Genomic DNA, 26701 nt, shown 5'->3' with positions numbered 1-26701 from the left:
CCATTCCGCTCAAGGTGTCGTACAGGGCTCTGCCCCGGGTAGGTTCCGGGCATGGCGACTGACCCGCGGAACCCGGACGACTCGTATCTCAGCTTCTGGCGCGAGTACCACATGTGCACCCTGACGACCCCGCGCGCGGACGGCACCCCCCACGTGGTGGCGGTGGGCGTGACGTACGACCCCGAGGGCGGCGAGAACGGCATCGCCCGGGTCATCACCAACAAGCACAGCCACAAGGTCGCCAACGTCCTGGCGGCGGGCGCGGACGGCGCGCGGGTCGCGGTCTGCCAGGTGGACAAGGGCCGCTGGGCGACGCTGGAGGGCGTGGCCCGCATCCGTACGGAGCCGGACGTCGTCGCCGACGCGGTGGACCGCTACGCGAGCCGCTACGGCCGCGTCCCGGCGCCGAACCCGGACCGGGTGGTCATCGAGATCGCGCTGACGCGGGCCATGGGCCGGGCGTAGCGCGTGACGGCGGACTTACGGGCCCCGCTCCCGGCGCCCGCACGGGCACAGCACAGCGGCGCCATCGCGTTTCAGGTCCGCGATGGCGCCGCTGTGTGGGGGAAGTACCTGAGCGATCTTGAACGACGGGGGAACCGCTCAGGCACTGCGGGGGGTGGCGGTGATGGTCTCGGACTCGACCAACTGGTGGTCACGCTGGTCGAGGTTGACGAAAATCATGCCGTAACGGATGGCACACCGGACGGGCTGTGGGGCGCCACGGGGCTTCCGGAGGCATCGGTAGGCTCGGATGTCCTCGTCGTCTCCGCGCCTGATGATGATCGGCTCCCCGAAGAGGGTGACCATCAACGAATCGCCACCGTGCGGCACGGCGGTGACGAGGTCGATGAAATGCCACCCGGAACGGTAGGCAGCCGCCATCTCACGGCGGAAACGAGAGTCGTCGGGAACGTTCATGCGCCGACGAGGGACCAGCCGGGGTCGTTCACGCCGGCGGGCGCCGACGACCAGCCCGGGTCGGCAACAGCGGCGACCTGCGTGCCCGCCGGTTCCGAGTGCCAACCGGGGTCCTGTACCGCCCCCAGCGCTCCCACTGTGGCGGCCGCGATGAAGGCGACTCCGGCCACCGCGCGTATGAGCTTCTTCATCATCACCGAGCAACCTCACTTGAAGATATGTCTTCTCCAACCCCCCGCGTCTAAGACGATGGCTTACTCTCTGCGCTTCCACCACCAAACCCATGCATCATGTTCCTGAGATGCAGGAGCCTGGGGGTGTACATATGCAGAAACAACCGGACGAATCCGGCCACCCCCATTCGCATGCAGAGTTGTGCAAGGCAGGCGCCGAGCTCTACGCCAGCGCTCTGCGGACGGGGCGAATACCCCGGTCAGAGGCTGTCGAGACGCCCTGCCTGCTCGATCTGTCGCTCCTCCACCCGGACCCGGACGACGCCCAGTGGATGCGACCGATCCCGCCTTCCTCGGCGCTGGCACAACTTCTCCAGCCCATCGAGCGCGAGATTCTGGAGCGCCGGCGCCAGACGGTCGCGCTGTCCGACGCTTTCGAGCCGTTCATGTCGATCACCGCGCAGGACCAGCCCTCCACGCACGCCATCACCGTGCTCGAAGGCATCGGCCGGATCAACGCCACCCTCGACCGGGTCGTCGCCAACTGCCGCATGGAACTCCTGACCGTCCAGCCCGGCGGCGGCCGGCCCGCGCACGCCCTGGCCGAGGCGCTGGAGCGGGTCTCCCCCCTCCTGGGCCGCGGCATCAACATGCGCACGCTCTACCAGCACACCGCCCGCCACACCGAGCTCACGCTCACCTACCTCGAACACGTCGGCCCCGAGGTGCAGGTACGCACGCTCGAGGAGATCATCGACCGGCTGATCATCGTGGACCGCGAGGTCGCCTTCATCCCCGCGCGCAGCGACCGGCAGGTCGCCCTGGAGCTGCGGCACCCGGGCATCGTCGCGTACCTCGTCGGGGTCTTCGACCAGTTCTGGCAGCTGGCGGTTCCCATCCGCGAGGAGATCCCGTACGACATCAAGACGGACGGCATCAGCGGCATCCAGCGCTCCATCGCCAAACTCCTGGTCGAAGGCCACGTCGACGAGGCCATCGCGCGCCGGCTCGGCATGAACGTGCGGACCTGCCGGGCCCACATCGCCAAGCTCGCCTCCGCCCTCGGCAGCGGCAGCCGCGCCCAACTCGGCTATCTCATCGCCCAGTCCGGGCTTCTGGAGCAGGATCACTGACTCTCGTGGCCGTGCTCCTACGACGACGAAGCCCCCGCCACGGACCGTGACGGGGGCTTCGTGCGTGAACGGCTTTCGGCTATTCGCCGCGCTTCGGGCGCCAGACGACGAGCGCGCTCGCCTGCTGGACGTCCTGGTACGGGACCAGGTCGCGGCGGTACGAGGCGTGGACCTGCGCCTCGCGCTGCTGCATCGCCATCGCCGCGCCCTCGACGGCCGCCGACAGCTCGGCGACGCGCTGCTGGAGCGCGGCCACCTGGTTCTCGAGCTCGATGATGCGCTTGATGCCCGCCAGGTTGATGCCCTCGTCCTGCGACAACGCCTGCACCGTGCGGAGCAGTTCGATGTCACGGGCCGAGTAGCGCCGGCCCCGGCCCGCCGTGCGGTCGGGCGAGACCAGGCCGAGGCGGTCGTACTGACGCAGGGTCTGCGGATGCAGGCCCGAGAGCTGGGCCGCCACCGAGATGACGTACACCGGCGACTCGTCGGTCAGTTCGTACGGATTACGGCTGCGTCCCGGTCGGCTGTCCATCGGGTCAAGCTCCCTTCGCGGCCTGGAACAACTCTGCCCTGGGGTCCTCGCCCGCCGTCGCCTGACGGTAGGTCTCAAGAGCCTCGCGGGCCTTGTCGTCGAGCTCCTTGGGCACCGCGACCTCCACCGTCACCAGCAGATCGCCGCGCGTCCCGTCCTTGCGGACCGCGCCCTTGCCGCGGGCGCGCATCGTCCGGCCGTTGGGGGTGCCGGCCGGCAGCTTCAGCGTCACCGCCGGGCCGCCGAGCGTCGGCACCTTGATCTCGCCGCCGAGCGCCGCCTCGTCGAAGGTGACGGGCACGGTGACGGTCAGGTTGTCGTCCTTGCGGCCGAAGACCGGGTGGGCGTCGACGTGGACGACGACGTACAGGTCGCCGTTCGGCCCGCCGCGCTCGCCCGGGGCGCCCTTGCCGCGCAGCCGGATCCGCTGCCCGTCGGAGACCCCGGCGGGGATGCGGACCTGCATCGTGCGGGAGGACTTGGCGCGGCCGCTGCCCTTGCAGACCTCACAGGGGGTCTCGGCGATCAGGCCGCGGCCCTTGCAGTCCACGCACGGGTCGGTGAGCGAGAAGCCGCCGCCGCTGCCGCGCGAGACCTGGCCGGTGCCGACGCAGGTCGGGCAGACGCGGGGCGTGCCGTTCTTGTCGCCGGTGCCCGAACAGGCCTTGCAGGGCGCCTGGGAGGACATCCGCAGCGGCACCGTGGCGCCGTCCACGGCCTCGGTGAAGCTGAGCGTCACCTCGGACTCGATGTCCTGGCCGCGGCGCGGCTGCGTGCGCGTGCCCGCGCCGCCGCCCGCGCCCCGGTTGAACAGTCCGCCGAAGACGTCGCCGAGGCCGCCGCCGAAGCCGCCCGCCCCGCCGCCGGCTCCGCCGGGGCCCTGGGCGCCGCCGAAGAGGTCGCCCAGGTCGAAGTTGAACGAGCCGCCCTGCCCGCCGGGCCCGGCGCGGAAGCCGCCGTTGCCGAAGAGGGCGCGGGCGTCGTCGTACTCCTTGCGCTTCTTGGGGTCACCGAGGATGTCGTTCGCCTCGGAGATCTCCTTGAAGCGCGCCTCGGCGCTCGTGTCGCCCTTGTTGGCGTCCGGGTGGTTCTCGCGGGCGAGCTTCCGGTACGCCTTCTTGATCTCGGCGTCGGTGGCGTCCTTGGGGACGCCGAGAACCTTGTAGTAGTCCTTCTCGACGAAGTCCTTCGTGCTCATCGACGTCCCTCCTCCCGGACGATCTTCGCGCTAGCCCTCTTCGGGGCCACCGCTCTCCTCGTCTGCCGACTTCTCTTCCTTCGCGGCCGGCGTCGCCCCGGGCTGGGGCTCGGCCACCGCGACGCGGGCGGGCCGGATGGTCCGCTCGCCGATCCGGTACCCCGGCTGCAGGATCGCCACGCAGGTCGTCTCCGTGACGTCCGGTGCGTAGCTGTGCATCAGGGCCTCGTGGATCGTCGGGTCGAAGGGCTCGCCCTCCTTGCCGAACTGCTGCAGCCCCATCTTGGCGGCCACCGTCTCCAGCGACTCGGCCACCGACTTGAAGCCGCCCACGAGTTCACCGTGGTCCCGGGCCCGGCCGATGTCGTCGAGCACGGGCAGCAGCTCCGTCAGGAGGCCCGCGACCGCGATCTCCTTGACGGTGACCCGGTCACGCTCCACCCGCCGGCGGTAGTTCTGGTACTCGGCCTGGAGCCGCTGGAGGTCCGCGGTGCGCTCACCGAGCGCGCTGCGTACCTGGTCCAGCTGCGCCGTCAGGCCGGCCGTCTGTGCGGCGTCCCCGGCCGGGGCCGCCGAGCCCTCCTCCGCGGAGGGGGTCTCGGCGGCTTCGGCGGCGTCGTCGGCGCCGGAGGGGACGTCGGGCTTCTCCTCGAAGCCCGGGGTCTCCTCCGTCATCAGGCAGCGCCGCCCTTCGCGTCACCGGGCTTCTCGTCGTCGACGATCTCGGCGTCCACGACGTCGTCGTCGGCCTTGGCCTCACCCTGCGGGGCCTCGCCGCCGGCGGCCTGCGCGGCCTGGGCGTCGGCGTACATGGCCTGGCCGAGCTTCTGGGAGACGGCCGCGACCTTCTCGGTGGCCGTACGGATCTCCGCGGTGTCCTCGCCCTTGAGCTTCTCCTTCAGCTCGGCGACGGCGGTCTCGACCTCGGTCTTGACCTCACCGGGGACCTTGTCCTCGTTGTCCTTGAGGAACTTCTCCGTCTGGTAGACGAGCTGCTCGCCCTGGTTGCGGGACTCGGCGGCCTCGCGGCGACGGTGGTCCTCGTCCGCGTACTGCTCGGCCTCCTGGCGCATCCGGTCGACCTCGTCCTTCGGCAGCGAGGAGCCGCCGGTGACGGTCATCTTCTGCTCCTTGCCCGTCCCCAGGTCCTTCGCGGTGACGTGCATGATGCCGTTGGCGTCGATGTCGAACGCGACCTCGATCTGCGGGACGCCACGCGGCGCCGGCGGCAGACCGGTCAGCTCGAACATGCCGAGCTTCTTGTTGTACGCCGCGATCTCGCGCTCGCCCTGGTAGACCTGGATCTGCACCGACGGCTGGTTGTCCTCGGCCGTCGTGAAGATCTCGGACCGCTTGGTCGGGATCGTGGTGTTGCGCTCGATGAGCTTGGTCATGATGCCGCCCTTGGTCTCGATACCAAGCGACAGCGGGGTCACGTCGAGGAGCAGGACGTCCTTGACCTCACCCTTGAGGACACCGGCCTGCAGGGCGGCGCCGATGGCGACGACCTCGTCCGGGTTCACACCCTTGTTGGCCTCCTGGCCACCGGTCAGCTCCTTGACGAGCTCGGCGACGGCCGGCATACGGGTCGAGCCACCGACGAGAACGACGTGGTCGATCTCGGACAGGTTGATGCCCGCGTCCTTGATGACGTTGTGGAACGGCGTCTTGCAGCGCTCCAGAAGGTCGGCCGTGAGCTGCTGGAACTGCGCCCGGGTGAGCTTCTCCTCCAGGTGCAGCGGGCCCTCGGCGGAGGCCGTGATGTACGGCAGGTTGATCGAGGTCTCGGTGGAGGACGACAGCTCGATCTTCGCCTTCTCCGCGGCCTCGCGGAGACGCTGGAGAGCCATCTTGTCCTTGGCCAGGTCGACACCGTGACCGTTGGCGAACTGCTTCACCAGGTAGTCGACGACGCGCTGGTCCCAGTCGTCACCACCGAGGTGGTTGTCACCGTTGGTGGCCTTCACCTCGACGACGCCGTCGCCGATCTCCAGGAGGGACACGTCGAAGGTGCCGCCACCGAGGTCGAAGACGAGGATCGTCTGGTCGTCCTTGTCCAGGCCGTAGGCCAGGGCGGCCGCGGTCGGCTCGTTGACGATGCGCAGGACGTTGAGGCCCGCGATCTCACCGGCCTCCTTGGTGGCCTGACGCTCGGAGTCGTTGAAGTACGCCGGGACGGTGATGACCGCGTCGACGACCTTCTCGCCCAGGTACGCCTCGGCGTCGCGCTTCAGCTTCTGCAGGATGAAGGCGCTCATCTGCTGCGGGTTGAAGTTCTTGCCGTCGATCTCGATCTTCCAGTCGGTGCCCATGTGGCGCTTGACCGACCGGATGGTCCTGTCGACGTTGGTGACCGCCTGGCGCTTGGCGACCTCGCCGACGAGCACCTCACCGTTCTTCGCGAAGGCGACGACGGACGGCGTGGTCCTGGCGCCCTCGGCGTTGGTGATGACGGTGGGCTCGCCGCCTTCCAGAACGCTGACGACGGAGTTAGTCGTGCCCAGGTCGATGCCGACCGCACGTGCCATTTCAATTCCTCCAGCTGACTGACTTGAGTGGATCTCACTCAAGGATGCACGACGAGGTCGAGTGCGTCAACAGACCTGAGTGGATCCGACTCAACTCTTCACCCTGAGAGTCACTCAAAGAGCCGCGGAGGGCGCGTCGATCCCGGTCCGGGGCCACCGTGACATGAGAGAGTCCGGGTTACCCCTGCCGGGGCAAAGGGGGCGTAGCAGGCCGTAGCAGGCATACACCCCGAATATCCCATGAATGTCACTCGAAAGGGTGTGGGACCGCTTCATGACGGCCAAGCGCGCACTGGACCTCTTCGGCGGACTGACCCTGCTGACCGTCCTCTCCCCTCTGTTCGCCGCCGTCGCCCTCTCCGTCGCCCTCGCGACCGCGGGACCGGGCGGGGTGATGCGCCGCCGTACCGTCGCGGGCCGGCACGGACACCCCTTCACCATGCTGACCTTCCGCACCAGGAGCCCCCTGGCCGGACTGCCCCTGCTGCTGCACGTCGTACGCGGCGAGATGTCCCTGGTCGGCCCGTGCCCGCTCACGCCAGGACACCGCGAGTGCGTGGGCGAATCCCGCCGCCGGCTGTCGGTACGCCCCGGCCTCACCGGCCTGTGGCAGATCAGCGGACGCTCGGAGCTGCCCTGGGAGGAGCGCGAGCTGCTCGATCTCCACTATGTGGACCATCACTGGCTCGGAATGGACCTGGCCATCCTGGCGCGTACGCTTCCAGCAGTCCGCAGGCGTCGCGCGGCGAGCGGTTCCACGGCCGGACGGACCCGGCCGGCAAGGCTTGCCTGAGCGACACAGATCACCGCGGGCGCCGCTACAGGGCGGCGCCGTGAGGCGGTAATCTCAGCACGGACTGAATAAGTTACCGCTTAGTAGTGCCACACTCGACAGTGCCGGGTACGTCACTGAAGAGGCCGGCACTCCCGCCTCGCAGGCCCGCCCGAGGAGCCCCTCATGCAACTCGCCGCGATCATCGTGTCGATCGCCATCACGGTGGTGGCCGTCGCGCTGTTCGGCCGCGCCACCGCGCAGATCTACCGCTTCGTGATGCTCGGCCAGCCCGTACCCGCGGGCACGCGCACCGGCGACCCGAAGCAGCGCACCATCACGCTGGTCAAGGAGTTCCTCGGCCACACGCGCATGAACCGCTGGGGCGTCGTCGGCGTGGCGCACTGGTTCGTGGCGGTGGGCTTCTTCTCGCTGCTGCTGACGATCGTCAACGCCTTCGGCCAGCTGTTCCAGGCCGACTGGCTGATCCCGATCATCGGCGACTGGCTGCCGTACGAGATCTTCACCGAGTTCCTCGGTCTGATGACGGTCCTCGGCATCGTGACCCTCATCGTGATCCGGCAGCTCTCCAAGCCGACCAGGGCGGGCCGCAAGTCGCGCTTCGCGGGCTCCAAGACCGGCCAGGCGTACTTCGTCGAGGCCGTCATCCTCATCGTCGGCCTCTGCATCATGACGCTGCGCGCCCTCGAGGGCGTCCAGCACCACGTGACGAGCTGGGAGCCGGGCTTCTTCGCCTCGTACCCGCTGATCGCGCTCCTCGACGGCCTGGACCTCTCCACGATCCAGCACCTCACGTACTTCTTCGCGGCGCTGAAGATCGTCACGTCCTTCACGTGGATGATCACGGTCTCGCTGAACACCAACATGGGTGTCGCCTGGCACCGCTTCCTCGGCTTCCCGAACATCTGGTTCAAGCGGAACGCCGACGGCTCCACCGCCCTCGGCGCGCTCCAGCCGATGACGACGGCCGGCAAGGAGATCGACTGGGAGGACCCGGCCGAGGACGCCGTCTTCGGTGTCTCCCAGGTCGAGCAGTTCTCCTGGAAGGGCATCCTCGACTTCTCCACCTGCACCGAGTGCGGCCGCTGCCAGTCGCAGTGCCCGGCCTGGAACACGGGCAAGCCGCTCTCCCCCAAGCTCCTGATCATGTCGCTGCGCGACCACGCGCACGCCAAGGCGCCGTACCTGCTCGCGGGCGGCGGCAAGGACATGGAGGGCAACGAGCAGGCGTCCGAGGAGCAGCTGGCCGGTGTGCCCGCCGCCGCCCTCGCGGAGGCCGAGCGCCCGCTGATCGGCACCGCCGAGGAGAACGGCGTCATCGACCCGGACGTGCTGTGGTCCTGCACCACCTGCGGTGCGTGCGTGGAGCAGTGCCCGGTCGACATCGAGCACATCGACCACATCGTCGACATGCGCCGCTACCAGGTGATGATCGAGTCCGCCTTCCCGTCGGAGGCCGGCACGATGCTCAAGAACCTGGAGAAGAAGGGCAACCCCTGGGGCCTGGCGAAGAAGCAGCGCGTCGAGTGGACCAAGGAGGTCGACTTCGAGGTCCCGATCGTCGGCAAGGACGTCGAGGACCTCACCGAGGTCGACTACCTCTACTGGGTCGGCTGCGCCGGCGCCCTGGAGGACCGGGCCAAGAAGACCACCAAGGCCTTCGCGGAGCTGCTGCACATGGCGGGCGTCAAGTTCGCGATCATGGGCGGCGAGGAGAAGTGCACCGGTGACTCGCCGCGCCGCCTGGGCAACGAGCCGCTGTTCCAGCAGCTCGGCCAGGAGAACGTCGCGATGCTGAACATGGCGTTCGGCGAGTCCCTCGACGAGGACGGGGGGGTGGACGAGTCGACGAAGAAGCCGAAGTCGGCCAAGAAGATCGTCGCGACCTGCCCGCACTGCTTCAACACGATCGCGAACGAGTACCCGCAGCTGGGCGGCGAGTTCGAGGTCATCCACCACACGCAGCTGCTCCAGCACCTCATCGACGAGGGCAAGCTGATCCCGGTGACCCCGGTCGACGGTCTGATCACCTACCACGACCCGTGCTACCTGGGCCGCCACAACAAGGTCTACACGCCCCCGCGCGAGATCATGTCGGCCGTCCCGGGCCTGCGCCAGCAGGAGATGCACCGCCACAAGGAGCGCGGCTTCTGCTGCGGCGCCGGTGGCGCGCGGATGTGGATGGAGGAGCGGATCGGCAAGCGCATCAACAACGAGCGCGTCGACGAGGCCCTGTCCCTGAACCCGGACATCGTCTCGACGGCCTGCCCGTTCTGCCTGGTCATGCTGACCGACTCGGTCAACGGCAAGAAGAACGAGGGCCAGGCGAAGGAGTCCGTCCAGGTGGTGGACGTGGCGCAGCTGCTGCTCGACTCGGTGAAGAAGAAGCCGGAAGCCCCGGAGGGGGCGGACGAGCCGGAGCCGGAGCCGGTGTCGGCGGAGTAGCAGGCACGGAGACGGAGAAGGGCCGCCCGGCGCGAGAAGCGCGGGGCGGCCCTTTTCGTTCTCCTATCGCTCCTGCTGCTGCCCACGCCGGTGGTAGAGGGCGAACCCGAGCCCGGCGGCCCCGAGCGCGGCGAGCCCGCCGCCGGCGCCGATGAGGGCCGCTTCACTGGAGAACCCGGAGACGTTCTCGACCCCGGCCTTCACGGCGCCCTTGGGGACGGTGCCCTTGGGGACGAGGTGGGTGGAGGTGACGGTGGGGGCGGCCTTCTTGGTGTCCTTGGTGTCGTTGGTGTCCCTCTGGACGCGGTACTTCTCGACGAGCCGGCCCTGGAAGTCGTACACCCAGCTGTTGCCGCCCTGCTTGGGGGTGTCGATGACGACGAACCGGTACGCGCCCTTGCCGACGACGACGATCTTGTAGGTCCAGCCGTCGTTGGTGGCAGTGGGGTTTTTCAGGTCGAGGGTGCCGAGGTGGTTGCCGTTCGGCATGGAGATCACGGCGCGGGGCCCGTGGGGCCCCTTGGCGAGCGAGGCGATGCGCCCGTCGGGCAGGGTGACGCGTACGGAGGTCTTGGAGACGTCCTTCTTGGTCTCCTTCTTCTCGCCGTCGGGCTTGGGGTGGGGCTTGGGCTGGGGCTGGGGCTTGGTGTCGCCCTCGACCCAGGAGGTGACGGAGCCGTCGGGCTGAAGGACGACGTGGAGGCCGTTGTTCTGCCCGTAGGCGGGGCTGCCGGTGGTGGTGAGGGTGTCGACGAGGGCGCCGCCGGCCCAGATCTCGGCGGCGTACTGGTCGGTGCCGGTCTGGTAGACCTTGGCGACGGAGCCGTCGGCGAGCTTGAAGGACTTGACGAAGGCGCGCTCGACGGGCGGATCCACCTGCGGCTGCTGCTGGTCGCTCTGGTCCGCAGGGTTGTCGACGGCGAAAGCGCCGGCGGTGGGGAGGGCCAGGGCGGCGAGGGTGCCGGTGGCGATCGCTGCGGTACGGATGGTGCGACGGGTGAAGCGCATGAGGACCCCTTGATGCCTGTTTGGTGCGTTTCGTCCAACAACACCCAGAACGCTAAGCCGCCGATGTATAGACCACCCATAGCCCGTGTAACAGCCACCCGAGCCCTACCCGCCAACCTTGTAACCCCTAGGGGATGTCACAGCTCAGTGGCAGCTAGGGGGCGAAGGCGCGGAGCCCCGCGGGGAACGGGTACGTTCAATGACGTGGCTGGATTCAGGAACGGACGCGGCCGGGACAACAACCGCCCCCCGCAACAACAACCGCAGCAGGCGCCGTACGGGTACAACGCGGCCCCGCCGCCCCACCCGCAGCAGCAGTGGCCCCAGCAGGCCCCGCAGCAGGGCGGCGGCGGGTACGGGGAGCCGGAGTACTTCGGGGACCCGTACGGAGCGCAGCAGCAGCACCATCAGCAGCAGAGCTACGCGGCGAACACGCCGGGGCACACGCAGATGTTCAGCGTGAACGAGGACCCGTACGGCAACGCGGCGCGGTACGACGCGGGCACGGCCCCCGCCCCCACGGGCCCGAGACTGCCCTGGAAGGCGCTGCTCAGCGGCATCGTGCTGCGCCCGGGCCCGACGTTCCTGCAGATGCGCGACCACGCGGTCTGGGGCCCGGCGCTGACGGTCACGTTCCTCTACGGCCTGCTGGCGCTCTTCGGCTTCGACCAGGCGCGCGACGAGGCGATCAACACGACGCTGTCGAAGGCGATCCCGTACGTCCTGATGACGGGCGTGGGCTTCGTCGTGGCCGGCTTGATCATGGGCGCGGTGACGAACACGCTGGCGCGCCAGCTGGGCGGCGACGGCGCGTGGCAGCCGACGGTGGGCCTGTCGATGCTGATCATGTCGATCACGGACGCGCCCCGCCTGGTCTTCGCGCTCTTCCTGGGCGGCGAGAACGGCCTGGTACAGGTCCTGGGCTGGCTGACGTGGCTGGCGGCGGGCGCGCTGTTCACGATGATGGTGAGCCGCTCGCACGACCTGCCGTGGCCGAAGGCACTGGGAGCGTCGGCGATCCAGCTGGTGGCACTGCTGTCCCTGATCAAGCTGGGCATGCTGTAAGCCGTACGCACACGGAAAAACGGAAGGCCCCCGCCGACAAGGACGGGGGCCTTCTCCGTACGTCCGTACGTCCGTACGTCCGTACGTCCGTACTCAAGCCTCAGGCGTCGAGAACCTGCCCCTCACGACGCACGACGGGCGGTTCGACGGACCACGGGAAGTTGATCCACTCATCGGTCTTCTTCCACACGTACTCGCACTTCACGAGGGAGTGGGACTTCTCGTAGATGACGGCGGAGCGGACCTCCGCGACGTGGTCGACGCAGAAGTCATGGACGAGCTTGAGGGTCTTGCCGGTGTCGGCGACGTCGTCGGCGATCAGGACCTTCTTGTCGGAGAAGTCGATCGCGTTGGGAACAGGCGCGAGCATGACCGGCATCTCCAGCGTCGTCCCGACCCCGGTATAGAACTCCACATTGACGAGGTGGATGTTCTTGCAGTCGAGGGCGTAGGCCAGACCGCCGGCGACGAAGACGCCGCCGCGGGCGATGGAGAGCACGATGTCGGGCTCGTAGCCGTCGTCGGCGATGGTCTGCGCGAGCTCGCGGACGGCGTGCCCGAATCCCTCGTAGGTGAGGTTCTCCCGTACGTCACTCATAGCTGTTCACACCTGGGTCCGATGGAAGTTCATGAAGGAGCGGGAGGCGGTCGGCCCCCGCTGCCCCTGGTAGCGCGAGCCGTAGCGTTCGCTGCCGTACGGGAACTCGGCGGGCGAGCTCAGCCGGAACATGCACAGCTGGCCGATCTTCATGCCGGGCCAGAGCTTGATCGGCAGGGTGGCGAGGTTCGACAGCTCCAGGGTCACGTGCCCGGAGAAACCGGGGTCGATGAACCCGGCGGTGGAGTGGGTGACGAGCCCGAGCCGCCCGAGGGAGCTCTTGCCCTCCAGCCGGGAGGCGATGTCGTCCGGCAGCGTGATGACCTCGTAGGTCGAGGCGAGCACGAACTCACCGGGGTGCAGGATGAACGCCTCGTCGCCCTCGGGCTCGACCTCACGGGTCAGGTCGAGCTGCTCGACGGCGGGGTCGATGTGGGGGTAGCGGTGGTTCTCGAACACCCGGAAGAAGCGGTCAAGCCTCACGTCGATGCTCGAGGGCTGCACCATGGATTCGTCGTACGGGTCGATGCGCACCCGTCCGGCATCGATCTCGGCCCGGATGTCCTTGTCTGAGAGAAGCACGCCCCCACGATACGCAGAGGGCGCGGACCTGCCCCAATCGGGAAGACTCCGCGCCCGTCCGTTCATCAGCGCTGCTCAAGCTCCACAGGCACCGCGTGCCTCAGCCGCGCACACCGTGGACACCGTACGAGCCGCCCTGGCCCGATCCGCCCGGCCCCGAGCTGCTGCAACGGGAACGAAGCGGTACTGAACACATGCCCTTCGGCACAGCGGACGACGGTGCGCTCCATCGAACCCATCAAGTCCCTTCCCCGACAAGTGGTGGACGAGACAGCCACATTAGGGGATGAACGGGACACCACTCCAGGCGGCACTCCGTCACGGGGCGTACGGGGCGACTTCGCGATGGGGTACAGTGTCCGAGTCTGCGGTACCGATCAACGGACCACCAGGCGGATGTAGTTTAATGGTAGAACATGAGCTTCCCAAGCTTATAGCGCGGGTTCGATTCCCGTCATCCGCTCTTCCACGAAGCCCCAGGTCAGCGACCTGGGGCTTTGTCGTTGTCCAGACCTGTCGGGGGCTGCCGTGCCCTCTGCATGCCCCGACCAACAACCCCGGATGGACCGCTCGTTCGACACTCTCGGGGGGGGAGGGCGCGTGGCACCGCCGCGTAGCCAACGACGGTGACGGTCTGGACGACCGGGCCGGGGTGACCTGGCCGAGGGCGAACCGGGTTCGGGTGAGTTGGTTTCACCGCACGCCCTCATGCACTGTTTCGCGCCCCTGCACACGCCTTGGTACTGGCTGGGGTCGGGAGGAGGGTACGGGCTCAGAGTCTGGCCTGATTGGGGGCGAGGTCCATTGCCCACGGGTGTGGTGAAGTGGTTTGACGCCGACCAGGGCGTCGGGGTGATCAGTCAGGATGGCGACAAGGCGGACGTCGGGGCCGAGATTTCCGCGGTCCACGGGCCGGATCGGGGGTTGTGCCGGGGTGAGAAGGTGGTCTTCGACATCACTCTCGATGCCACGGGTCGACGAGCGGACAACATCCACCGTGAGTGATCAGGCGGCCGCGGTCCGGAACAGCCGACCGCGCCCCGCTCGTCAGATACCGGGCGGCCCGGTCCAGCCCCGTGGGAGGAGGAGTGCCGGGAGTCATCAGGAGCTCGAGTTCCTGACACCTGCTGTCACCGAGCACCGGGCCGCTGCCCGACTGTCCTGAGCGGGCGGTGGCGGCCGGCAGGCTGCGTCCCCGTATCTCCGGGACCGCGAGCGCGTCCCACATCCGCCCCGCGGGCAAGAGCACGACGCCCCTTGGGCCGACTCGCCACTCACGCAGGCACCCGGCTGGGTCATCACGGGCCGAAGCCAGCCACCGAGCCGACCTCATCGCGCCGGCCACGTACCACCCCGTCCCCGATCGGCCGACGAAGTACCGGACTCTCCAGGACCGGTGGCGGGCGGAGGGCTGGTGGTGGCCGACCGTCATCGCGGTGCTCTCCGTGGTGCCGGCCCTGCTGGTGTGGTGGCTTTGGACGCTCCTGCGCAGAGACCGGCTGCACCATGGCCCCGTCGACAGCGAGGACGGTGCAGCGGCCCGGCTCGACGGCCGCGCGCTCGAGGACGTGATCGAGGCAGAAGCCCAAGCCCTGCCCTGAGTCTCGCGGGCCGCGTGCGCCTGACGGGCCGGCGTACTGCCCAGGTCGCGCGAGGGCACCTCCGGCCGGAGCCTGACGTGCAACCGCGGCAGACCCTGGAGCGGCTCGGGCCGGAGACGCTCTCACGCGCACGGGGCTCGGCATGCCTGGACCGTCCCGTCCGAGGTCAGCCGCCGGGAAGTCCGTCACAGGGCCCATCGCGTGGACTGAACCGCTTCTACCCTCCACGCGGGACGACCTGGTCCTGCGGGGCGGGTAGCTCCGGTCTTCCCTGTGCCGGGACGGATCCCGATCCGCGGGATACTTGAGCCGACCGAAGAGCACGAACGGGAAGGCGACCTGGACGAGCACCGTGACATAGCCGGCGATCGCGATCACCATCGGGAACTCGTCCACGAGGTGGGAGAGCGCAGGCCAGGGCTGGAACAGTTCGAGGTTCAGCGCGTAGTGCAGAGCGGTGCCGCCGCCCCAGGTGGAACCCTGCACCTTGTACAGCCCTGCCGATCCGTAGAGGAAGCAGACCTGTGCGGCGATGACGAAGACGCCGCAGTTGTGCACCACCGTGGTCAAGGTGACGCGGGCATGGCGGAGTTCCTGCGCGTACACGCCCCGCACCGGCTCCGGCACGTCGCCCGCACGAGCCGACTTGAGCCGGTCACGGCGTGCGTCCAGAGACCAGCGCCGACCGCACGCGGTCAGGACGAGGTACACGGCCATCAGCAGGACCAGGTTGTCGCCCCCGTCCGTCATGAAGATCGACCTCGCGTGGAACGAGATCACCACGACGGCGAAGAGGACGGACATGACGCGAGTCCGCCACCCCAGGATGAGCAGCACGGACGTGACGACGGCCATCGCGTAGCAGAACTCGAAGTAGGCAGGGCTGTCGGACAGGGTCAGGACGCTGTTCCAGCCCGTCTGCTCGAAGAGCTCTTCCGCCAGCGCAGGCGTCCAAGGGGAGTCGGGTCCCCAGATCTCGCCACGGTGCGGGAACTCGCGGACCAGGAAGACCAAGTAGAGCAGCCCGTAGCCGATGCGCAGCACCGAGGCGGCATACAAGGATACCGGGCGGTCGGTGAGCAGGGACCACAGAGCGCTGACCTGGCCGAGGAGCCACTGAAGGGCGACACCGACCAGCGAAGTCCCCGGACTCTGGGGGCGTTGTGGTGCGGCTGCCGCAGAGGAGGGCCGGGAGGGCTGCTCAATTCCCATGGGCGGTCACCTTCCACCAGGGCAGGAGCCGGTTCTCGATGGGCACCGGCGGGCGGTCACCGGCGGCGGTGCCGGGAGGGGCGATGGGCGTCGTGACGGCCCGAAGCTGAACGAAGTCGAACGTGTCGCCACCAAGTCGCGGGGCGGCGTGTGGCCGACAGTCATGCGGTGGATGTCGCGTCCAGGGTCGGGCTCTGTGCCCGGGGAGTGATCTACGTGCTGGTGGGGATTCCGGCCGTGCGGATCGGCCTCGGCAGCGACAGCGGCCAGGAGGCCGACCGGTCCGGCGCGGTGGGGACCATCGGCGAGCAGCCGTTCGGCCGGGCTCTGCTGTGGGCACTGGTGGTGGGGCTGGCGGCGATGACGCTGTGGCGGCCGGCCGAGGCGGCGTTCGGACAGACGGTGGAGGGCGGCGACAAGTGGGGCCGGCGTCTGGGCTCCTTGGGCATGGCGGTGTTCTACACGGTGATCTGCATCGGCGTGGCGCAGACGGCTCTGCTCGGCGGATCCGCCGGGGGCCGCCCCCGGAGACGAGACGTCGGCGGCCGGGTGCCCTGGCCCGCCCTGCTGCCCGGTGCGGTGACCACCATGGCCGGGCTGCTCGGTCTGCGCGTCTTCTCTCGGCTCGTCTTCTCACCACTGATCGCATCCAGCGCCGTCATCTACGGCCCGATCGGAACCGTCCTGGTCATCCAGTCCTGGCTGGTCGGCGTCGTCTTCTTCGGCGGCGCACTGGCCGGCCGTCTCCTCCACGAGCAGCTCACCCGCCTGGCGCACGCCCTGAAACGCCGAAGATGAAGTCCTGCCCTCCCTGATCTGCCGTACGGGCAGGCGGAACGCAGACGATCGGCCCGCTGAGGGTTCAGGATCGGGCTCTCTACCTCCCGACCTGTCCGGTCCCGCAGTCGTACAATGGGACATGGATCGAGCACTCTCACGTGTGACGATCCGGAAGGGCGGCCTCGGCGGAGTGAATGCGCTGAGGCCGTTGTGACGACCGCCGCCATGAGGCCCGCGTCGCCCTGCGATGTCGCCGCCCGGTGCTGGTGACCCACCTCGCGCGCGAGGTCCAGTCCGAGGACGCGGTCACGGAAGGCGCACCTCTCGAACTTGGCACCGGACGGGACGTCGGCACGCGTCACCACGGTGCCAAGCGTGTCCAGGACGGCGGGGACGCCGAGATCATCGGCCAGCACGTCATGGGCGTGCCGCAGCACATCGGAAGGGATCGGCCTGGACGGCGCCTGTGCCCAGTCGGCCGCCAGCCGCCGCCTGGCACCCCAGCGTCCGCAGGGCCTCTTCGAGCGCGGCACCGGTGATCGTGACCGGTGTGCGGTAGGCGTTGCCGAGCATCAGCATCCTCACAGCCGGCGGATCGGTCCCCTCCGGGACGACGGCGTCCAGGGCCCCGAGGCCAGGAGGTGGGCACGGCCCCAGGTCAGCGACCTGGGCCTTCGTCGTCGTCCAGACCTTCCAGACCTTCCCCGCGAGGTCACCGGAGCGGGCGGTGGCGGGCGGAGCGGCGAGTGCGCAGGGCCGTGTAGAGGAGGTCTGCCACGAGTACCGCGATGCCGATGAAGAGCAGGAAGAGGAGTCCGTCGGCGACGACGCCGATGAGGCCCAGGATGATCGCGACGATGATCAGGGCGAGGAAGAGTGTCATGGGGGCCGCCTCCCCGGCGGTCGGGTGCTCAGCGTCGGGCGAGTTGTCGTTCGCCGTTCGCACCGGGTTCGTAGGTGAGGCCGTAGTGGCGGAAGACGGCTTCCTCCTCCTCGACGGGCAGGACGTCGTCCGTGCCGATGGAGGGGCTCCGTTTCACCAGTTTCCTGTCGTGGGCGACCCGCACGTATCCCGGCCCCACCGTCGCCCCTTCCAGGGGGACGAACACCAGGCGGTGCCGGGTGGGTAGGCCGACGCGGACCGTAGCCATGGCCGGTTCGTCGGTGCTGGTGTCGACGTAGACGGATTCCAGTTCGCCGATCTTGTGGCCGCCGGGGTCCACCACGGCCTGGTTGCGCCACTCGCGGATGTCCGCCGTCTGGATCATGCCTCTCCTCCCTGTTCGGCCGCCGGTGGGGGAAGTGCGGCGACGAGGAGCTCGGTGGCCTGCGTGATGTTGTCGGCGTGGACCGCGCGGGCCATGGCCGTGCGGGCGGCGTCGGGTTCCGTGTCCGGCGGAACCACCATCAGCGCGAAGTGGTCCTTGTCGCCACGGGTGATCAGGACGGTGTCGTCGCCGACGGGGAACGAGTCGAGGTGGACGACCCGGTCGTCGATGACAAGCCGGGGCGGGATCGCGTCCCACGCGGTGGCGTCCAGGCCGACCCGGGTGATGGGTCCGAGGTGTTCCGTCAGGGCTGCCACCAGCGCGGGAACCTCTTGCTCTACGTCGCGAGTGCGCGGCCACCACGCCCCGTCGAGGGCGCCCTGCCGGGAGTGCGTCGTCTCCAGCCGGAGCAGAGCCGTACCGGGGCGCACCGCCTGGTGGATCTCGTCCGGCAGGAGCAACGGTGGGATGTCGGAGTCGGCCATAATGGATCCGCTCGTCTACGAGTGAGGTGCCGCGGCTCGCCACGGCCGCGCCCGGGAGGGGCGACAGGCCGCCGACGGGGCGACTGTGCCGTCATTTCACGGTAACCGGGCTCCCGCGTGTCCGCCCGTCGCCGCACACTCGTCCGTACGAACCGGAAGTGCCTCCCCGTATCAGGCCGAAAAGGGACTGATCAGACGTACCCTGGAAGTACCGGAATTACTTCGAGCACCAGCTTCCACGCAGGTGTCATTTCCGGGGAACACGAAAAACCGGGCTGCCGACGGGCAGCCCGGGGGCAGGTCCGCCATGACCACCACTTTCGACAGGACAGCGAACCGCGCCCTCTCCCCAGGACTTTCGGCCCGCTTGTCGCTCACCCCGAAGACCCCTCTTGCCGGTCGGCTTGACGGCGCCTGGTGGCCCCGTTCACGCGACCTGGCAGCCGAGCTGCCGGCGCTGGCCGACGCCCTCGAAGGACGCTGGGGCCGCATCACCCGTGTCCTGGTGAACCCGGGCCACTGGCCCGTCGTCCCGCACAAGGTCGCCGTCACCGGCCATGTCCTGCACGTGGGCTGGTTCACCGAGCAGGACCCGGACAAGGTCATCCTGTTGTCCTACACGACCGGCCGCTGCGACCTGCTCGTGATTCCGCCCGAGACGGAACCCGCCTCCGCGGCCCGGCTGATGACCGCCGCCGCACTCCCTGGCAGCGTCCTCACCGCGGGCTCGCTGATGTCCGGCGAGGCCGCGACCGGCCGCCGTATGCGGGAGGCACGGAGCAGCGAGGACACCTGGGAGACCGACGGCGGGGCCGCCTCGGCGCCCCAGCCACACCCAGCGGCGCCCGCCGTCCTCGGCGCGCGGATGATCCCCTTGCCGGGACACACCGGGAGGTGAGGACATGGAGACCGTGATCACGCTCCTGGCAGCCGCACTTCTGATCGCGCTCGGCACACGCCTGATCCACCGGCTCAACGCCCAGCACGACGCACGCATAGCGGCCCACCACTTCGGCGACCCCTATCCCTCCCTCAGCCGTCCCCCCGGCCACAACAACCCCAGGCCGCCCGAACGGATCGCCGACCGCCGGCCTACGGGCACCTGGCCCTGACCTGCCTGACCTCAGACCACTCCTCCGACCGAAGGCCGCGGGTGGGGCACCCGACACCAGGGACAACCCACCCGCCGGCCTCTCGCTTTGTCCCGAACGGAGCACACCGTCTTGGACCTCACCGAGAACGAACCACTGCCGCAGGGGGGTTACGCCGAGATTCGTATCGTCTCCGCCACGCCCGAGGCCGCCCGCGCGGTCGCCGAAGTGATCCGCCGGTGCTTCGCCGGGGCGGAACAGCGCAGCTACCCCGTGCCACATGGCGGCACACGGCTCCACCTCACCGTCGACACAGAGACCGCCGCCGGACCCGCCCGCACCTGGCTCGCCACCAGCAGACAGCCCACCGGCCCCGGACCCCACACCGAGGAACCCTGACCGGCCACGAACGACCACCGCACGACGACAGGACCACGCGGCCATGGCGACACTCCACGAGCGACAGCGGTACCGCCGACAGATCCTCCAGGCGCTCTACGCGGCCGCCGAAGGCAACCGCCTGCTCGGCATCACCGGAGCCGCGCTCAACCACGACCTGCGCATCCCGGAGCAGGACCTCGCCGCCGCCTGCTCCTACCTCGCGGGTGAGGGACTGGTCACCGTCGACTGGGAACCGGGAAACACACCCGCGATGGTCTCGCTCACCCACCAGGGCATCCGCCTCATGGAAGCGGAGGAGGAGGAAGAGGGCGACTGAGCCGGTTCGCCTCCGGACCCGGCGGGCTCGGAAGGCCCAGGGAGGGCGTCGCCAGCCGGTGCCCCCTCACGGTGGCCGGGTGGCGTGACCTGCCGCCGAGAAGCATCCTGGAGGCCACATCTCTGGTGCGGGCCGCTCCGGTACCTGGTCGCCGCGCCGTCGCGGCACCCGACCCGTACGGCAGGACCGGGCGAGGTCATCGCCGCTCGGTGGGAGGCAACGGGATGACCGTCGGACGGCTCGGGGAACCCGATCGCTCGGAGAGCTTCGGGGAGGGGCTCCTCGGGACGATCCTGGACCGGGCGCATGAGCTGCCGCCCGACCGGGTCGGGCTGGTCGTCGCCGAGACGGTGAGCCGGTTGGGCGGCAGGAATCCGCAGATCCTGCTCCAGGACTACGGGCAGCAGAGACTCGTACCCCTGCTCGCCGAAGGGCTGACGGGAGGCGAGCCGCTGTCCATCGACAGCTCCGACGCCGGCAGGTGTTTCCTCACGTCGCTCCCGGTCGAGCTGGCGATGGCCGACGGAGTACGCGTCCACGTACCGCTGCTCGACGGCGGCGACCAGGCCGGCGTCCTGGCCGTCACCCTGGACGCGGTCGACGACGACGACCGCCGACTCCTGCGCAGAGTCGCGGGCCTGGTCGGCGACCTGCTGCAGACCAAGAACGGCCACACCGACCTCTTCTTCCGCACTCGCCGCGGCAAGCCGATGAGCGTCGCGGCGGAGATCCAGTGGTCGCTCCTGCCGCCGCTGGCCATGTCGATGCCCCGCGTCGCGGTCGCCGGAGTCCTGGAACCCGCCTACGACGTGGGCGGCGACAGCTTCGACTACGCCCTGAACGGGGACGTACTCCACCTCGCCATGATCGACGCCATGGGCCACGGCCTGGACGCGGCGACCATGGCGACCGTCGCCATCGGCGCGTACCGGCACGCCCGCCGCACCAGCGTCGAACTCTCCGAGATCTACCTCTTCATGGACCGGGCCGTCGCGGAACAGTTCGCCCCCGACCACTTCGTCACCGCGCAGATGATGCGGCTGGACACGACCACCGGCCGTCTCCAGTGGGTCAACGCCGGACACCCCGCCCCCGTCCTGATCCGCGAGCACCGTGTCATGGGCCGCCTGGACAGCCCCACCACCCTCCCCGTCGGCTTCGGAGGAGCACAGCCACAGGTCAGCAGTGTGACGCTCGAACCGGGGGACCGCGTCCTGTGCTTCACCGACGGCCTGATCGAGGAGCACGAGGGCGGGCAGGAGCAGTTCGGCGAGGACCAGCTGATCGACTGGGTGAACCAGCTGGAGAAGTCGGACCGGGACGTCCGGGCGGTGGCACGGGACCTGTCCCACACGCTCAAGCGAGCACGCGGCGAAGCCACCTCGGACGACGCCACTCTCGTCCTGGTCGAGTGGCGCGGCTGATCTGCCGCCGTGCCACAACGTGCCAGTAGGGGCGGTCAGCAGCGGACAACAAGGGGTTCAAGGGAACGACGAGATGGCGATCGTGAACCGGCGTCCCCGCAGGTCAGGTGCCCTTTACACGTCCAAGTACCGGGTGATTCCCAAGCTTATGGCGCGGGTTCGATTCCCGTCATCCGCTCTTGAACGAAGGCCCAGGTCAACGACCTGGGCCTTCGCCGTTGTCCAGACCTCTCAAACGATGAGGCCGCGTGGATCTTCCGCGGCTGCACCTACTCGCTCGCTGTGGGAGCCAGCTCTGCGACGAGGCGTGCGGTCATCGGTGTCTCGATCCTGTGAGTGGCCGCGGCCCGCAGGACAGCGCCGCCGATGGCGTCGAGTTCGATCGGGTGGCCGTTCTCCGCGTCGCGCTGCATTGATGACTTCATCGTCTCGGGGGCCCGGTCGAAGAAGGAGAGCACGTCCTCGGCGGTCACCGGTGCGCCCGCTGCGCGAGCCACGGCGGTGATTTCGTCGAGGACGGCGAGCAGTTCCGACCGCCGCTCGTCGCGGATGACGCCCACAGCGGCCTGGTGGCGCGTGGTCAGCAGGGCGAGCGGGGCGAGGAAGGAGAGCTTGTCCCAGAGCATCGCGCTCTCGTCGGTGCGCAGGGTCACGTCGAGGCCGGCGTTACGTAGGCGGGATGCGAGGGCGTCGAGCGGGGCGGCCAGTTCGAGGGCGGCGAAGGGGCTGGTGTGCGCGATGCGTCCGGGCGCCGTGCGGGTGGCCTCGACCCTGATGGTTCCGGCCACGACCTGGCAGGCCGGATATCGTCGGCGCATCGCTGCGACGTGGTCGAGTCCGTTGAGCAGCGGTACGACGACGCCGTCGCCGAGGAGCTGCGGCGGAACACGGTCGAAGGCGGCGGGCAGAGCGGTCTGTTTGACGGTCACGAGCGTGACGTCGACCGGTTCGCGCAGCAAAGTGTCGGCCTCGACCGGAGTGGTGAAGTCGCCGTACCGCGCGCTCCGGACGCACAGACCGTCACGGCGCAGCACAGCGGCGGTCTCCTCTCCGGCGAGGCAGATGACGCGGTGTCCGTCGCGGGCCAACAGCGCGCCGATCAGGCCGCCGACTCCGCCGGGTCCGAGGATGGCCACCGTCATGGAGGTGCTGGTCATGTGAAGCTCCTGTTCGTGGCCAGGCGGTCGCGCCAGGCCGGGACTAGGGCGGTGAGCATCAGCGCGGCGGTGAGGGTGAAGGCCCAGGGGTAGCCGGTCCGGGCGGCGAGGATGCCGAAGCCGACGGCCCCGACGGCCATGCCCGCGTCGTAGGCGACGTTCCACAGAGCGCTGACGGTGCCGTAGCCGGACTGGGGGACACGCGCGTACATCAGCGACAGCGTCGCGTTCTGGGTGGCTCCGAATCCGACCCCGAACAGGGCGACGCCCACAACGACGGCGACCGGGCTATGGGTCAGAGCGGTCAGCAGCGTCCCTGCGGCCGAGACGACGAGGCCGGGCACGACGAGTGAGGCCGGTCCGTGCCGGTCACCGTGCCGGCCCGCGACCCAGCGGGCCACGGTCGCTGCCGCGGACTGGGCGAACAGGGCCACGGCGACGACTCCGGTGGAAGCCGACGGGACGGCGAGGGGCAGGAAGGTGACGATGATTCCGGCAGCGAGCGCGGTGGCCGAGAAGACGACGACGGGCCGCAGCAGAGCGGCCGTCCGGAACCCGGCCAGCACCCCGATCGACTGCTCGGAGGCCGACTCACGGTCCGGCACTCCCAGCACCGAGACGATGGCGGCCAGCGCGGCCACCGCGCCGGCGGAGCACACCGGTCCGTACCCGACGTGCGCTGCCCACCACACCCCCAGCGGCAGGGCGGCCAGCGACGGAACCCCGGACACGATGCCGACCAGCGCCAGCCCTTCACCACGGCGCTCGGGCGGGATCAACGACGCCGTCAGAGCACCACCCGCGACGACCGTGACCCCGAAGCCCAGACCGCGCACGACACAGACCGCCGTGATCCACACCGTGCTCCCGGACCCGGTCAGTACCAGCGCGGGCGCACCGAGCAGGACCAACCCCACCACCAGCGGCGGGCGGTACCCGAAGCGGGCCACGAACCGGGGAGCGGCCAGCCCGCCTCCGACCGTCGCGAGCAGCAGCGCACCCGAGACCAGTCCCGCGGCGTGACGGCCTCCGTACGCCTCGGCGTAGAGGGGAACGACGGAGAGCAGGAGGTAGAAGCTCGTCGAGGCACCGATAACCGAGACGAAGCGCAGCAGCAGGGGCCGCGTCATCAGCGCCGGCCGCACACCGGCGCCCTCGGCTTGAGAGTTGATCATCCTGGTCACACGACGAAGCTAGGGGCCGGGCGGACCGTCAGTAAGATCCAATTCCATGCCTCTGGAGTGGTCCGGTCTGTCACCCGAACTGTTGCTGGTCATCGACCGGGACAGCGGCGAGCCGCTGCGATCCCAGCTGGAACTGCGGCTGCGGGACGCGATCCGGACCGGGCGGCTGCAGATCGGCGAGCGGCTGCCGTCCTCCCGTGAACTCGCCCGGATGCTCGGGGTTTCGCGCGGCCTCGTGCAGGAGTGCTACACCCAGCTCCAGGCCGAGGGCTACCTCGTGACACGCGTCGGCTCGGCCACGCGGGTCGCCGCCGGAGTGGGCGTACCGTCGGCGCCCACGTCACCGCCCCCGGCGCCGTCACCCCTGGTCGCCGACTTCAGGTACGGCGTCCCCGACCTGAGCAGCTTCCCGCTCGCCGACTGGCTGTGGGCCACGCGCGAGGCGGCACGCACCATGCCGACGGCGGCGCTCGACTACGGCGACCCGCGCGGAAGTGCGGCACTGCGCGAGGTCATGGCCGGATATCTCCGGCGGGTGCGCGCCGCCGCGGCAGATCCGGAACGGATCGTGATCTGCTCCGGCTACGCGCAGGGCCTCGGTCTGGCCCTGTCCGCCCTGGCCAGGACAGGTATCCGTACGGTGGCGTACGAGGACCCCGGCTCACCGGCCACGATCTCCTCCGCCGCGGCCTCGGCGGGCATGTCGGCCACCCCCGTACCGGTCGACGAGCGCGGGATCGACGTACGGGCACTCGCCAGGACCGACGCCCGCGCCGTCGTCCTGACCCCCGCGCACCAGTGGCCCACCGGCGTCGCCCTGGCGCCCGAGAGACGACTCGCACTGATCGAGTGGGCCAGGAGGCGGGACGCCGTCGTCATCGAGGACGACTACGACGCCGAATTCCGGTACGACCGGGAGCCGGTGGGCGCGCTGCAGGGACTCGCCGCAGACCGCGTGATATCCATCGGCACCGTCAGCAAGTCCCTCGCGCCCGGGCTACGCATCGGGTGGATGCTCTGCCCGCCCGCGCTCACTGAACTGATCGTCGAGCACAAGCAGTTGAACGACCGCGGGTCCCCCACGCTCGATCAGCTCGCCCTCGCGAGACTGATCGAGTCAGGACGCTTCGACCGGCACCTGCGCCGGATGCGGACGACTTACGTGGCACGTCGTACCGCCCTGGTGGCAGCGCTCGCCGAGCACGCCCCTGCCGTCGCGGTGACCGGTCTTGCGGCGGGCTTCCACGCGGTGGCACACCTCGAGGGACCGGCCGGCGAGAAGGAACTCGTCTCCGCCGCCCGCGCCCGCTCCGTCGGCCTCTACGGAATGAGCACCTGCCGCTCCTCTCGTGCGACGGAACCGGTGCAGCTGATCCTCGGGTTCGGCAACGTCGGCGAACGTGCCGTCACGGCAGGCATCACGGCGGTAAGCAGCCTGCTCAGGGGCCGATAGCCCGCGTCACGTGTCGGTTCCCCCGCCTTACGGTACGTGGATGCTCGACGTACTCGAGGAAGTCACCCGCTCCGCTGCCCGGCTCACCGCCGCCCTCGACACACTGACCGACGAGGGGACGCGTGCGCCCTCGGCCTTGGCAGGCTGGACCCGCGGCCACGTCATCAGCCACGTCGCTCACGGCGTCGGCGCCTACCGGCGGCTGCTCGCCATGGCCCGCACCGGCATCGAACCCACACCGAGGACGGATGCCAAGACGTTCGCCCGGGCCGTCCAGGCAGGCGCCGACCGTCCCGCAGCCGAGCTCGCCACGGACCTGCGCAGCCGCCTTGCCCGCCTGGCCGAAGACGCCACATCGATGCCCCTGGAATGCTGGGGCTCCCTGGTCACGGCACTCGCGGGCTGGCAGCACCCGGCCTGGTACACCCTCCACCGCTGCTGGCGCGAGCTCGAAACGCACCACGTCGACCTGAACGTCGGATACCGCACGGCCGACTGGCCCGGCACGTACGTGACCTGGGCCCTCGACGACACCCTCACGGCGCTCGCCGCACGCGGCTTCCCGGTCGCCCGGGTCGACGCCCTAGACATCGGCCGGTCCTGGACCCTGTCCCCGAGCGGCCCCGACATCGCCGGCTCCGGCCACGCCCTCCTCGGCTGGCTCAGCGGCCGCGCGCCCGCCTCCCCGCTCACGTCCGACCGCCCCCTGCCGGTCCCGCCCGACTGGCCTCTGCCACCTGCCCCAGGCACCTGGCCAGCCGTGCCATAACGTGCCAGTAGAGGCGGTGAACAGCGGTCAACAAGGGGCGGACGGAGCAGCCAGAACGGGGCCCGGCCCCGACGTTCGCGCAGGTCAGAGGCCATACACAGGCCGAAGTGCCGGGTGACTCCCAAGCTTATAGCGCGGGTTCGATTCCCGTCATCCGCTCCACGACAAAGCCCCAGGTCAGAGACCCGGGGCTTTTGTGTTGTCCAGACCTTTCTGGACTCGCGCGCCATTCGCGTGCCATAACGCCCCTCATGGCCGCGCCCGCGGCCCCGATCCTGACCGACGCTCTCCCTGCCCAAGATCCGCCAGCGCCTCGACGACTCGGGAACCGAGCCGGAGACCGCCCAGCCGAACCCGTGGCACCAGGCCACCACTGCAACCGAGCGCGTCCCCGATCACCTCACCCGCGGAAACGACCACGTGGCCAAAGGGCCAACTGGCCGCGCTCGGTGGAGTACTGGACCTGCTGCCGCTCACCGCACCCAACTCCGTGAGGACCGACCTCGAACGGACCGCGCCTTCGAGCGCGCCACCCGCTCCCGCATCACCGCCGATCTCGCCCGCCACGCACGCGAGGCCCTGG

The 26701-nt window shown here is 69.6% G+C and carries 28 protein-coding genes, 1 tRNA gene and 1 pseudogene; 15 read left to right on the top strand and 15 right to left on the bottom strand.

Translation table 11 applies throughout. The annotated features are described in order from the left end of the window. Nucleotides 1-51 precede the first annotated feature (51 nt). Entirely contained in the window at nucleotides 52-465 is a 414-nt protein-coding gene (locus tag AB0F56_RS08895; RefSeq protein ID WP_362005807.1) for a pyridoxamine 5'-phosphate oxidase family protein, read from the top strand. A 138-nt stretch (nucleotides 466-603) separates the two neighbouring features. Here AB0F56_RS08895 and AB0F56_RS08890 read toward each other — a convergent pair whose 3' ends face one another. Beyond that, nucleotides 604-921: a (2Fe-2S)-binding protein gene (locus AB0F56_RS08890; protein WP_362005805.1), complete on the bottom strand. Its 318-nt coding sequence runs from the start codon at nucleotides 919-921 to the stop codon at nucleotides 604-606. Beyond that, entirely contained in the window at nucleotides 918-1115 is a 198-nt protein-coding gene (locus tag AB0F56_RS08885) for a hypothetical protein (protein WP_362005803.1), read from the bottom strand. The genes AB0F56_RS08890 and AB0F56_RS08885 overlap by 4 nt, the downstream gene beginning before the upstream one ends. Nucleotides 1116-1246: 131 nt before the next feature. Here AB0F56_RS08885 and AB0F56_RS08880 point away from each other — a divergent pair, with 131 nt between their 5' ends. After that, nucleotides 1247-2227: a helix-turn-helix transcriptional regulator gene (locus AB0F56_RS08880; RefSeq protein ID WP_362005800.1), complete on the top strand. Its 981-nt coding sequence runs from the start codon at nucleotides 1247-1249 to the stop codon at nucleotides 2225-2227. A gap of 79 nt (nucleotides 2228-2306) precedes the next feature. Here AB0F56_RS08880 and AB0F56_RS08875 read toward each other — a convergent pair whose 3' ends face one another. The 4 genes from AB0F56_RS08875 to dnaK are packed head-to-tail and all read right to left on the bottom strand — an operon-like array spanning nucleotide 2307 to nucleotide 6485. After that, nucleotides 2307-2759, bottom strand: a complete 453-nt coding sequence (locus tag AB0F56_RS08875) for a helix-turn-helix domain-containing protein (protein ID WP_362005797.1) — start codon at nucleotides 2757-2759, stop codon at nucleotides 2307-2309. A gap of 4 nt (nucleotides 2760-2763) precedes the next feature. Continuing rightward, nucleotides 2764-3957, bottom strand: a complete 1194-nt coding sequence (dnaJ, locus tag AB0F56_RS08870) for a molecular chaperone DnaJ (protein ID WP_362005795.1) — start codon at nucleotides 3955-3957, stop codon at nucleotides 2764-2766. Nucleotides 3958-3987: 30 nt separating this feature from the next. Then, a complete protein-coding gene (gene grpE / locus AB0F56_RS08865; protein ID WP_362005792.1) occupies nucleotides 3988-4632 on the bottom strand; it encodes a nucleotide exchange factor GrpE in 645 nt (214 codons plus the stop codon). Then, complete coding sequence (gene dnaK / locus AB0F56_RS08860) at nucleotides 4632-6485, bottom strand: molecular chaperone DnaK (RefSeq protein WP_362005789.1); 1854 nt, start codon at nucleotides 6483-6485, stop codon at nucleotides 4632-4634. Before dnaK ends, grpE begins: the two co-directional genes overlap by 1 nt. Before the next feature lie 244 nt (nucleotides 6486-6729). Between dnaK and AB0F56_RS08855 the strand changes: the two genes are divergently transcribed. After that, the gene (locus AB0F56_RS08855; RefSeq protein WP_362005787.1) at nucleotides 6730-7278 is read left to right on the top strand and encodes a sugar transferase; all 549 of its coding nucleotides are present in this window, start codon (nucleotides 6730-6732) and stop codon (nucleotides 7276-7278) included. Between the two features lie 165 nt (nucleotides 7279-7443). Then, complete coding sequence (locus AB0F56_RS08850; protein ID WP_362005784.1) at nucleotides 7444-9723, top strand: (Fe-S)-binding protein; 2280 nt, start codon at nucleotides 7444-7446, stop codon at nucleotides 9721-9723. Nucleotides 9724-9786: 63 nt separating this feature from the next. Here AB0F56_RS08850 and AB0F56_RS08845 read toward each other — a convergent pair whose 3' ends face one another. Next, nucleotides 9787-10731, bottom strand: a complete 945-nt coding sequence (locus tag AB0F56_RS08845) for a hypothetical protein (protein WP_362005782.1) — start codon at nucleotides 10729-10731, stop codon at nucleotides 9787-9789. A 204-nt stretch (nucleotides 10732-10935) separates the two neighbouring features. Here AB0F56_RS08845 and AB0F56_RS08840 point away from each other — a divergent pair, with 204 nt between their 5' ends. After that, the gene (locus AB0F56_RS08840; protein ID WP_362005780.1) at nucleotides 10936-11796 is read left to right on the top strand and encodes a Yip1 family protein; all 861 of its coding nucleotides are present in this window, start codon (nucleotides 10936-10938) and stop codon (nucleotides 11794-11796) included. Nucleotides 11797-11896: 100 nt separating this feature from the next. Here AB0F56_RS08840 and AB0F56_RS08835 read toward each other — a convergent pair whose 3' ends face one another. Both AB0F56_RS08835 and dcd read right to left on the bottom strand, forming a co-directional pair. Continuing rightward, a complete protein-coding gene (locus AB0F56_RS08835) occupies nucleotides 11897-12394 on the bottom strand; it encodes a phosphoribosyltransferase (protein ID WP_362005777.1) in 498 nt (165 codons plus the stop codon). A 6-nt stretch (nucleotides 12395-12400) separates the two neighbouring features. Further along, a complete protein-coding gene (dcd, locus tag AB0F56_RS08830; RefSeq protein WP_017240230.1) occupies nucleotides 12401-12976 on the bottom strand; it encodes a dCTP deaminase in 576 nt (191 codons plus the stop codon). A 392-nt stretch (nucleotides 12977-13368) separates the two neighbouring features. Between dcd and AB0F56_RS08825 the strand changes: the two genes are divergently transcribed. Continuing rightward, nucleotides 13369-13439 (top strand) — tRNA-Gly (locus tag AB0F56_RS08825). A gap of 245 nt (nucleotides 13440-13684) precedes the next feature. Then, entirely contained in the window at nucleotides 13685-13981 is a 297-nt protein-coding gene (locus AB0F56_RS08820; RefSeq protein WP_362005774.1) for a cold shock domain-containing protein, read from the top strand. Between the two features lie 893 nt (nucleotides 13982-14874). Here AB0F56_RS08820 and AB0F56_RS08815 read toward each other — a convergent pair. After that, a pseudogene (locus tag AB0F56_RS08815) lies at nucleotides 14875-15789 on the bottom strand (HTTM domain-containing protein); the annotation flags it as partial. 168 nt (nucleotides 15790-15957) lie between these two features. Between AB0F56_RS08815 and AB0F56_RS08810 the strand changes: the two are divergent. Continuing rightward, nucleotides 15958-16587 carry a DUF1206 domain-containing protein gene (locus tag AB0F56_RS08810; protein WP_362005773.1) on the top strand — a complete coding sequence of 210 codons (630 nt, stop codon included), beginning with the start codon at nucleotides 15958-15960 and terminating at the stop codon, nucleotides 16585-16587. Nucleotides 16588-17281: 694 nt separating this feature from the next. Here the strand turns inward: AB0F56_RS08810 and AB0F56_RS08805 are convergent. Genes AB0F56_RS08805 through AB0F56_RS08795 form a run of 3 tightly spaced genes read right to left on the bottom strand, consistent with a single transcriptional unit; the run spans nucleotide 17282 to nucleotide 18322 of the window. Next, nucleotides 17282-17452 carry a hypothetical protein gene (locus AB0F56_RS08805; RefSeq protein ID WP_362005770.1) on the bottom strand — a complete coding sequence of 57 codons (171 nt, stop codon included), beginning with the start codon at nucleotides 17450-17452 and terminating at the stop codon, nucleotides 17282-17284. A 28-nt stretch (nucleotides 17453-17480) separates the two neighbouring features. After that, on the bottom strand, nucleotides 17481-17837 hold the full coding sequence (locus AB0F56_RS08800) for a PRC-barrel domain-containing protein (RefSeq protein WP_362005767.1): 357 nt from the start codon (nucleotides 17835-17837) through the stop codon (nucleotides 17481-17483). Next, nucleotides 17834-18322 (bottom strand): DUF5994 family protein, encoded by a 489-nt coding sequence (locus AB0F56_RS08795; protein WP_362005765.1) that lies wholly within the window; start codon nucleotides 18320-18322, stop codon nucleotides 17834-17836. The genes AB0F56_RS08800 and AB0F56_RS08795 overlap by 4 nt, the downstream gene beginning before the upstream one ends. A 307-nt stretch (nucleotides 18323-18629) precedes the next feature. Between AB0F56_RS08795 and AB0F56_RS08790 the strand changes: the two genes are divergently transcribed. The 5 genes from AB0F56_RS08790 (at nucleotide 18630) to AB0F56_RS08770 (ending at nucleotide 21555) form a co-directional block, all read left to right on the top strand. After that, complete coding sequence (locus tag AB0F56_RS08790; protein WP_362005763.1) at nucleotides 18630-19220, top strand: DUF5994 family protein; 591 nt, start codon at nucleotides 18630-18632, stop codon at nucleotides 19218-19220. 4 nt (nucleotides 19221-19224) lie between these two features. Beyond that, nucleotides 19225-19434, top strand: a complete 210-nt coding sequence (locus AB0F56_RS08785; protein ID WP_362005761.1) for a hypothetical protein — start codon at nucleotides 19225-19227, stop codon at nucleotides 19432-19434. A gap of 111 nt (nucleotides 19435-19545) precedes the next feature. After that, entirely contained in the window at nucleotides 19546-19812 is a 267-nt protein-coding gene (locus tag AB0F56_RS08780; protein ID WP_362005758.1) for a hypothetical protein, read from the top strand. Between the two features lie 43 nt (nucleotides 19813-19855). Further along, nucleotides 19856-20131: a hypothetical protein gene (locus AB0F56_RS08775; RefSeq protein WP_362005756.1), complete on the top strand. Its 276-nt coding sequence runs from the start codon at nucleotides 19856-19858 to the stop codon at nucleotides 20129-20131. Between the two features lie 224 nt (nucleotides 20132-20355). Beyond that, complete coding sequence (locus AB0F56_RS08770) at nucleotides 20356-21555, top strand: PP2C family protein-serine/threonine phosphatase (RefSeq protein ID WP_362005753.1); 1200 nt, start codon at nucleotides 20356-20358, stop codon at nucleotides 21553-21555. 269 nt (nucleotides 21556-21824) lie between these two features. Here AB0F56_RS08770 and AB0F56_RS08765 read toward each other — a convergent pair whose 3' ends face one another. After that, entirely contained in the window at nucleotides 21825-22712 is an 888-nt protein-coding gene (locus tag AB0F56_RS08765; protein ID WP_362005751.1) for a 2-dehydropantoate 2-reductase, read from the bottom strand. Then, nucleotides 22709-23887 (bottom strand): MFS transporter, encoded by a 1179-nt coding sequence (locus tag AB0F56_RS08760; RefSeq protein WP_362006162.1) that lies wholly within the window; start codon nucleotides 23885-23887, stop codon nucleotides 22709-22711. Before AB0F56_RS08760 ends, AB0F56_RS08765 begins: the two co-directional genes overlap by 4 nt. Nucleotides 23888-23942: 55 nt before the next feature. Here AB0F56_RS08760 and AB0F56_RS08755 point away from each other — a divergent pair, with 55 nt between their 5' ends. Then, complete coding sequence (locus AB0F56_RS08755) at nucleotides 23943-25349, top strand: PLP-dependent aminotransferase family protein (protein ID WP_362005749.1); 1407 nt, start codon at nucleotides 23943-23945, stop codon at nucleotides 25347-25349. Nucleotides 25350-25389: 40 nt separating this feature from the next. After that, nucleotides 25390-26118 (top strand): maleylpyruvate isomerase family mycothiol-dependent enzyme, encoded by a 729-nt coding sequence (locus tag AB0F56_RS08750; protein ID WP_362005746.1) that lies wholly within the window; start codon nucleotides 25390-25392, stop codon nucleotides 26116-26118. The last annotated feature ends 583 nt before the right edge of the window (nucleotides 26119-26701 follow it).

Origin of the sequence: Streptomyces sp. NPDC026092, from assembly GCF_040638605.1 — a bacterium.
Classification (GTDB): Bacteria; Actinomycetota; Actinomycetes; order Streptomycetales; family Streptomycetaceae; genus Streptomyces.
This window is presented reverse-complemented; position numbering and strand designations above follow the sequence as displayed.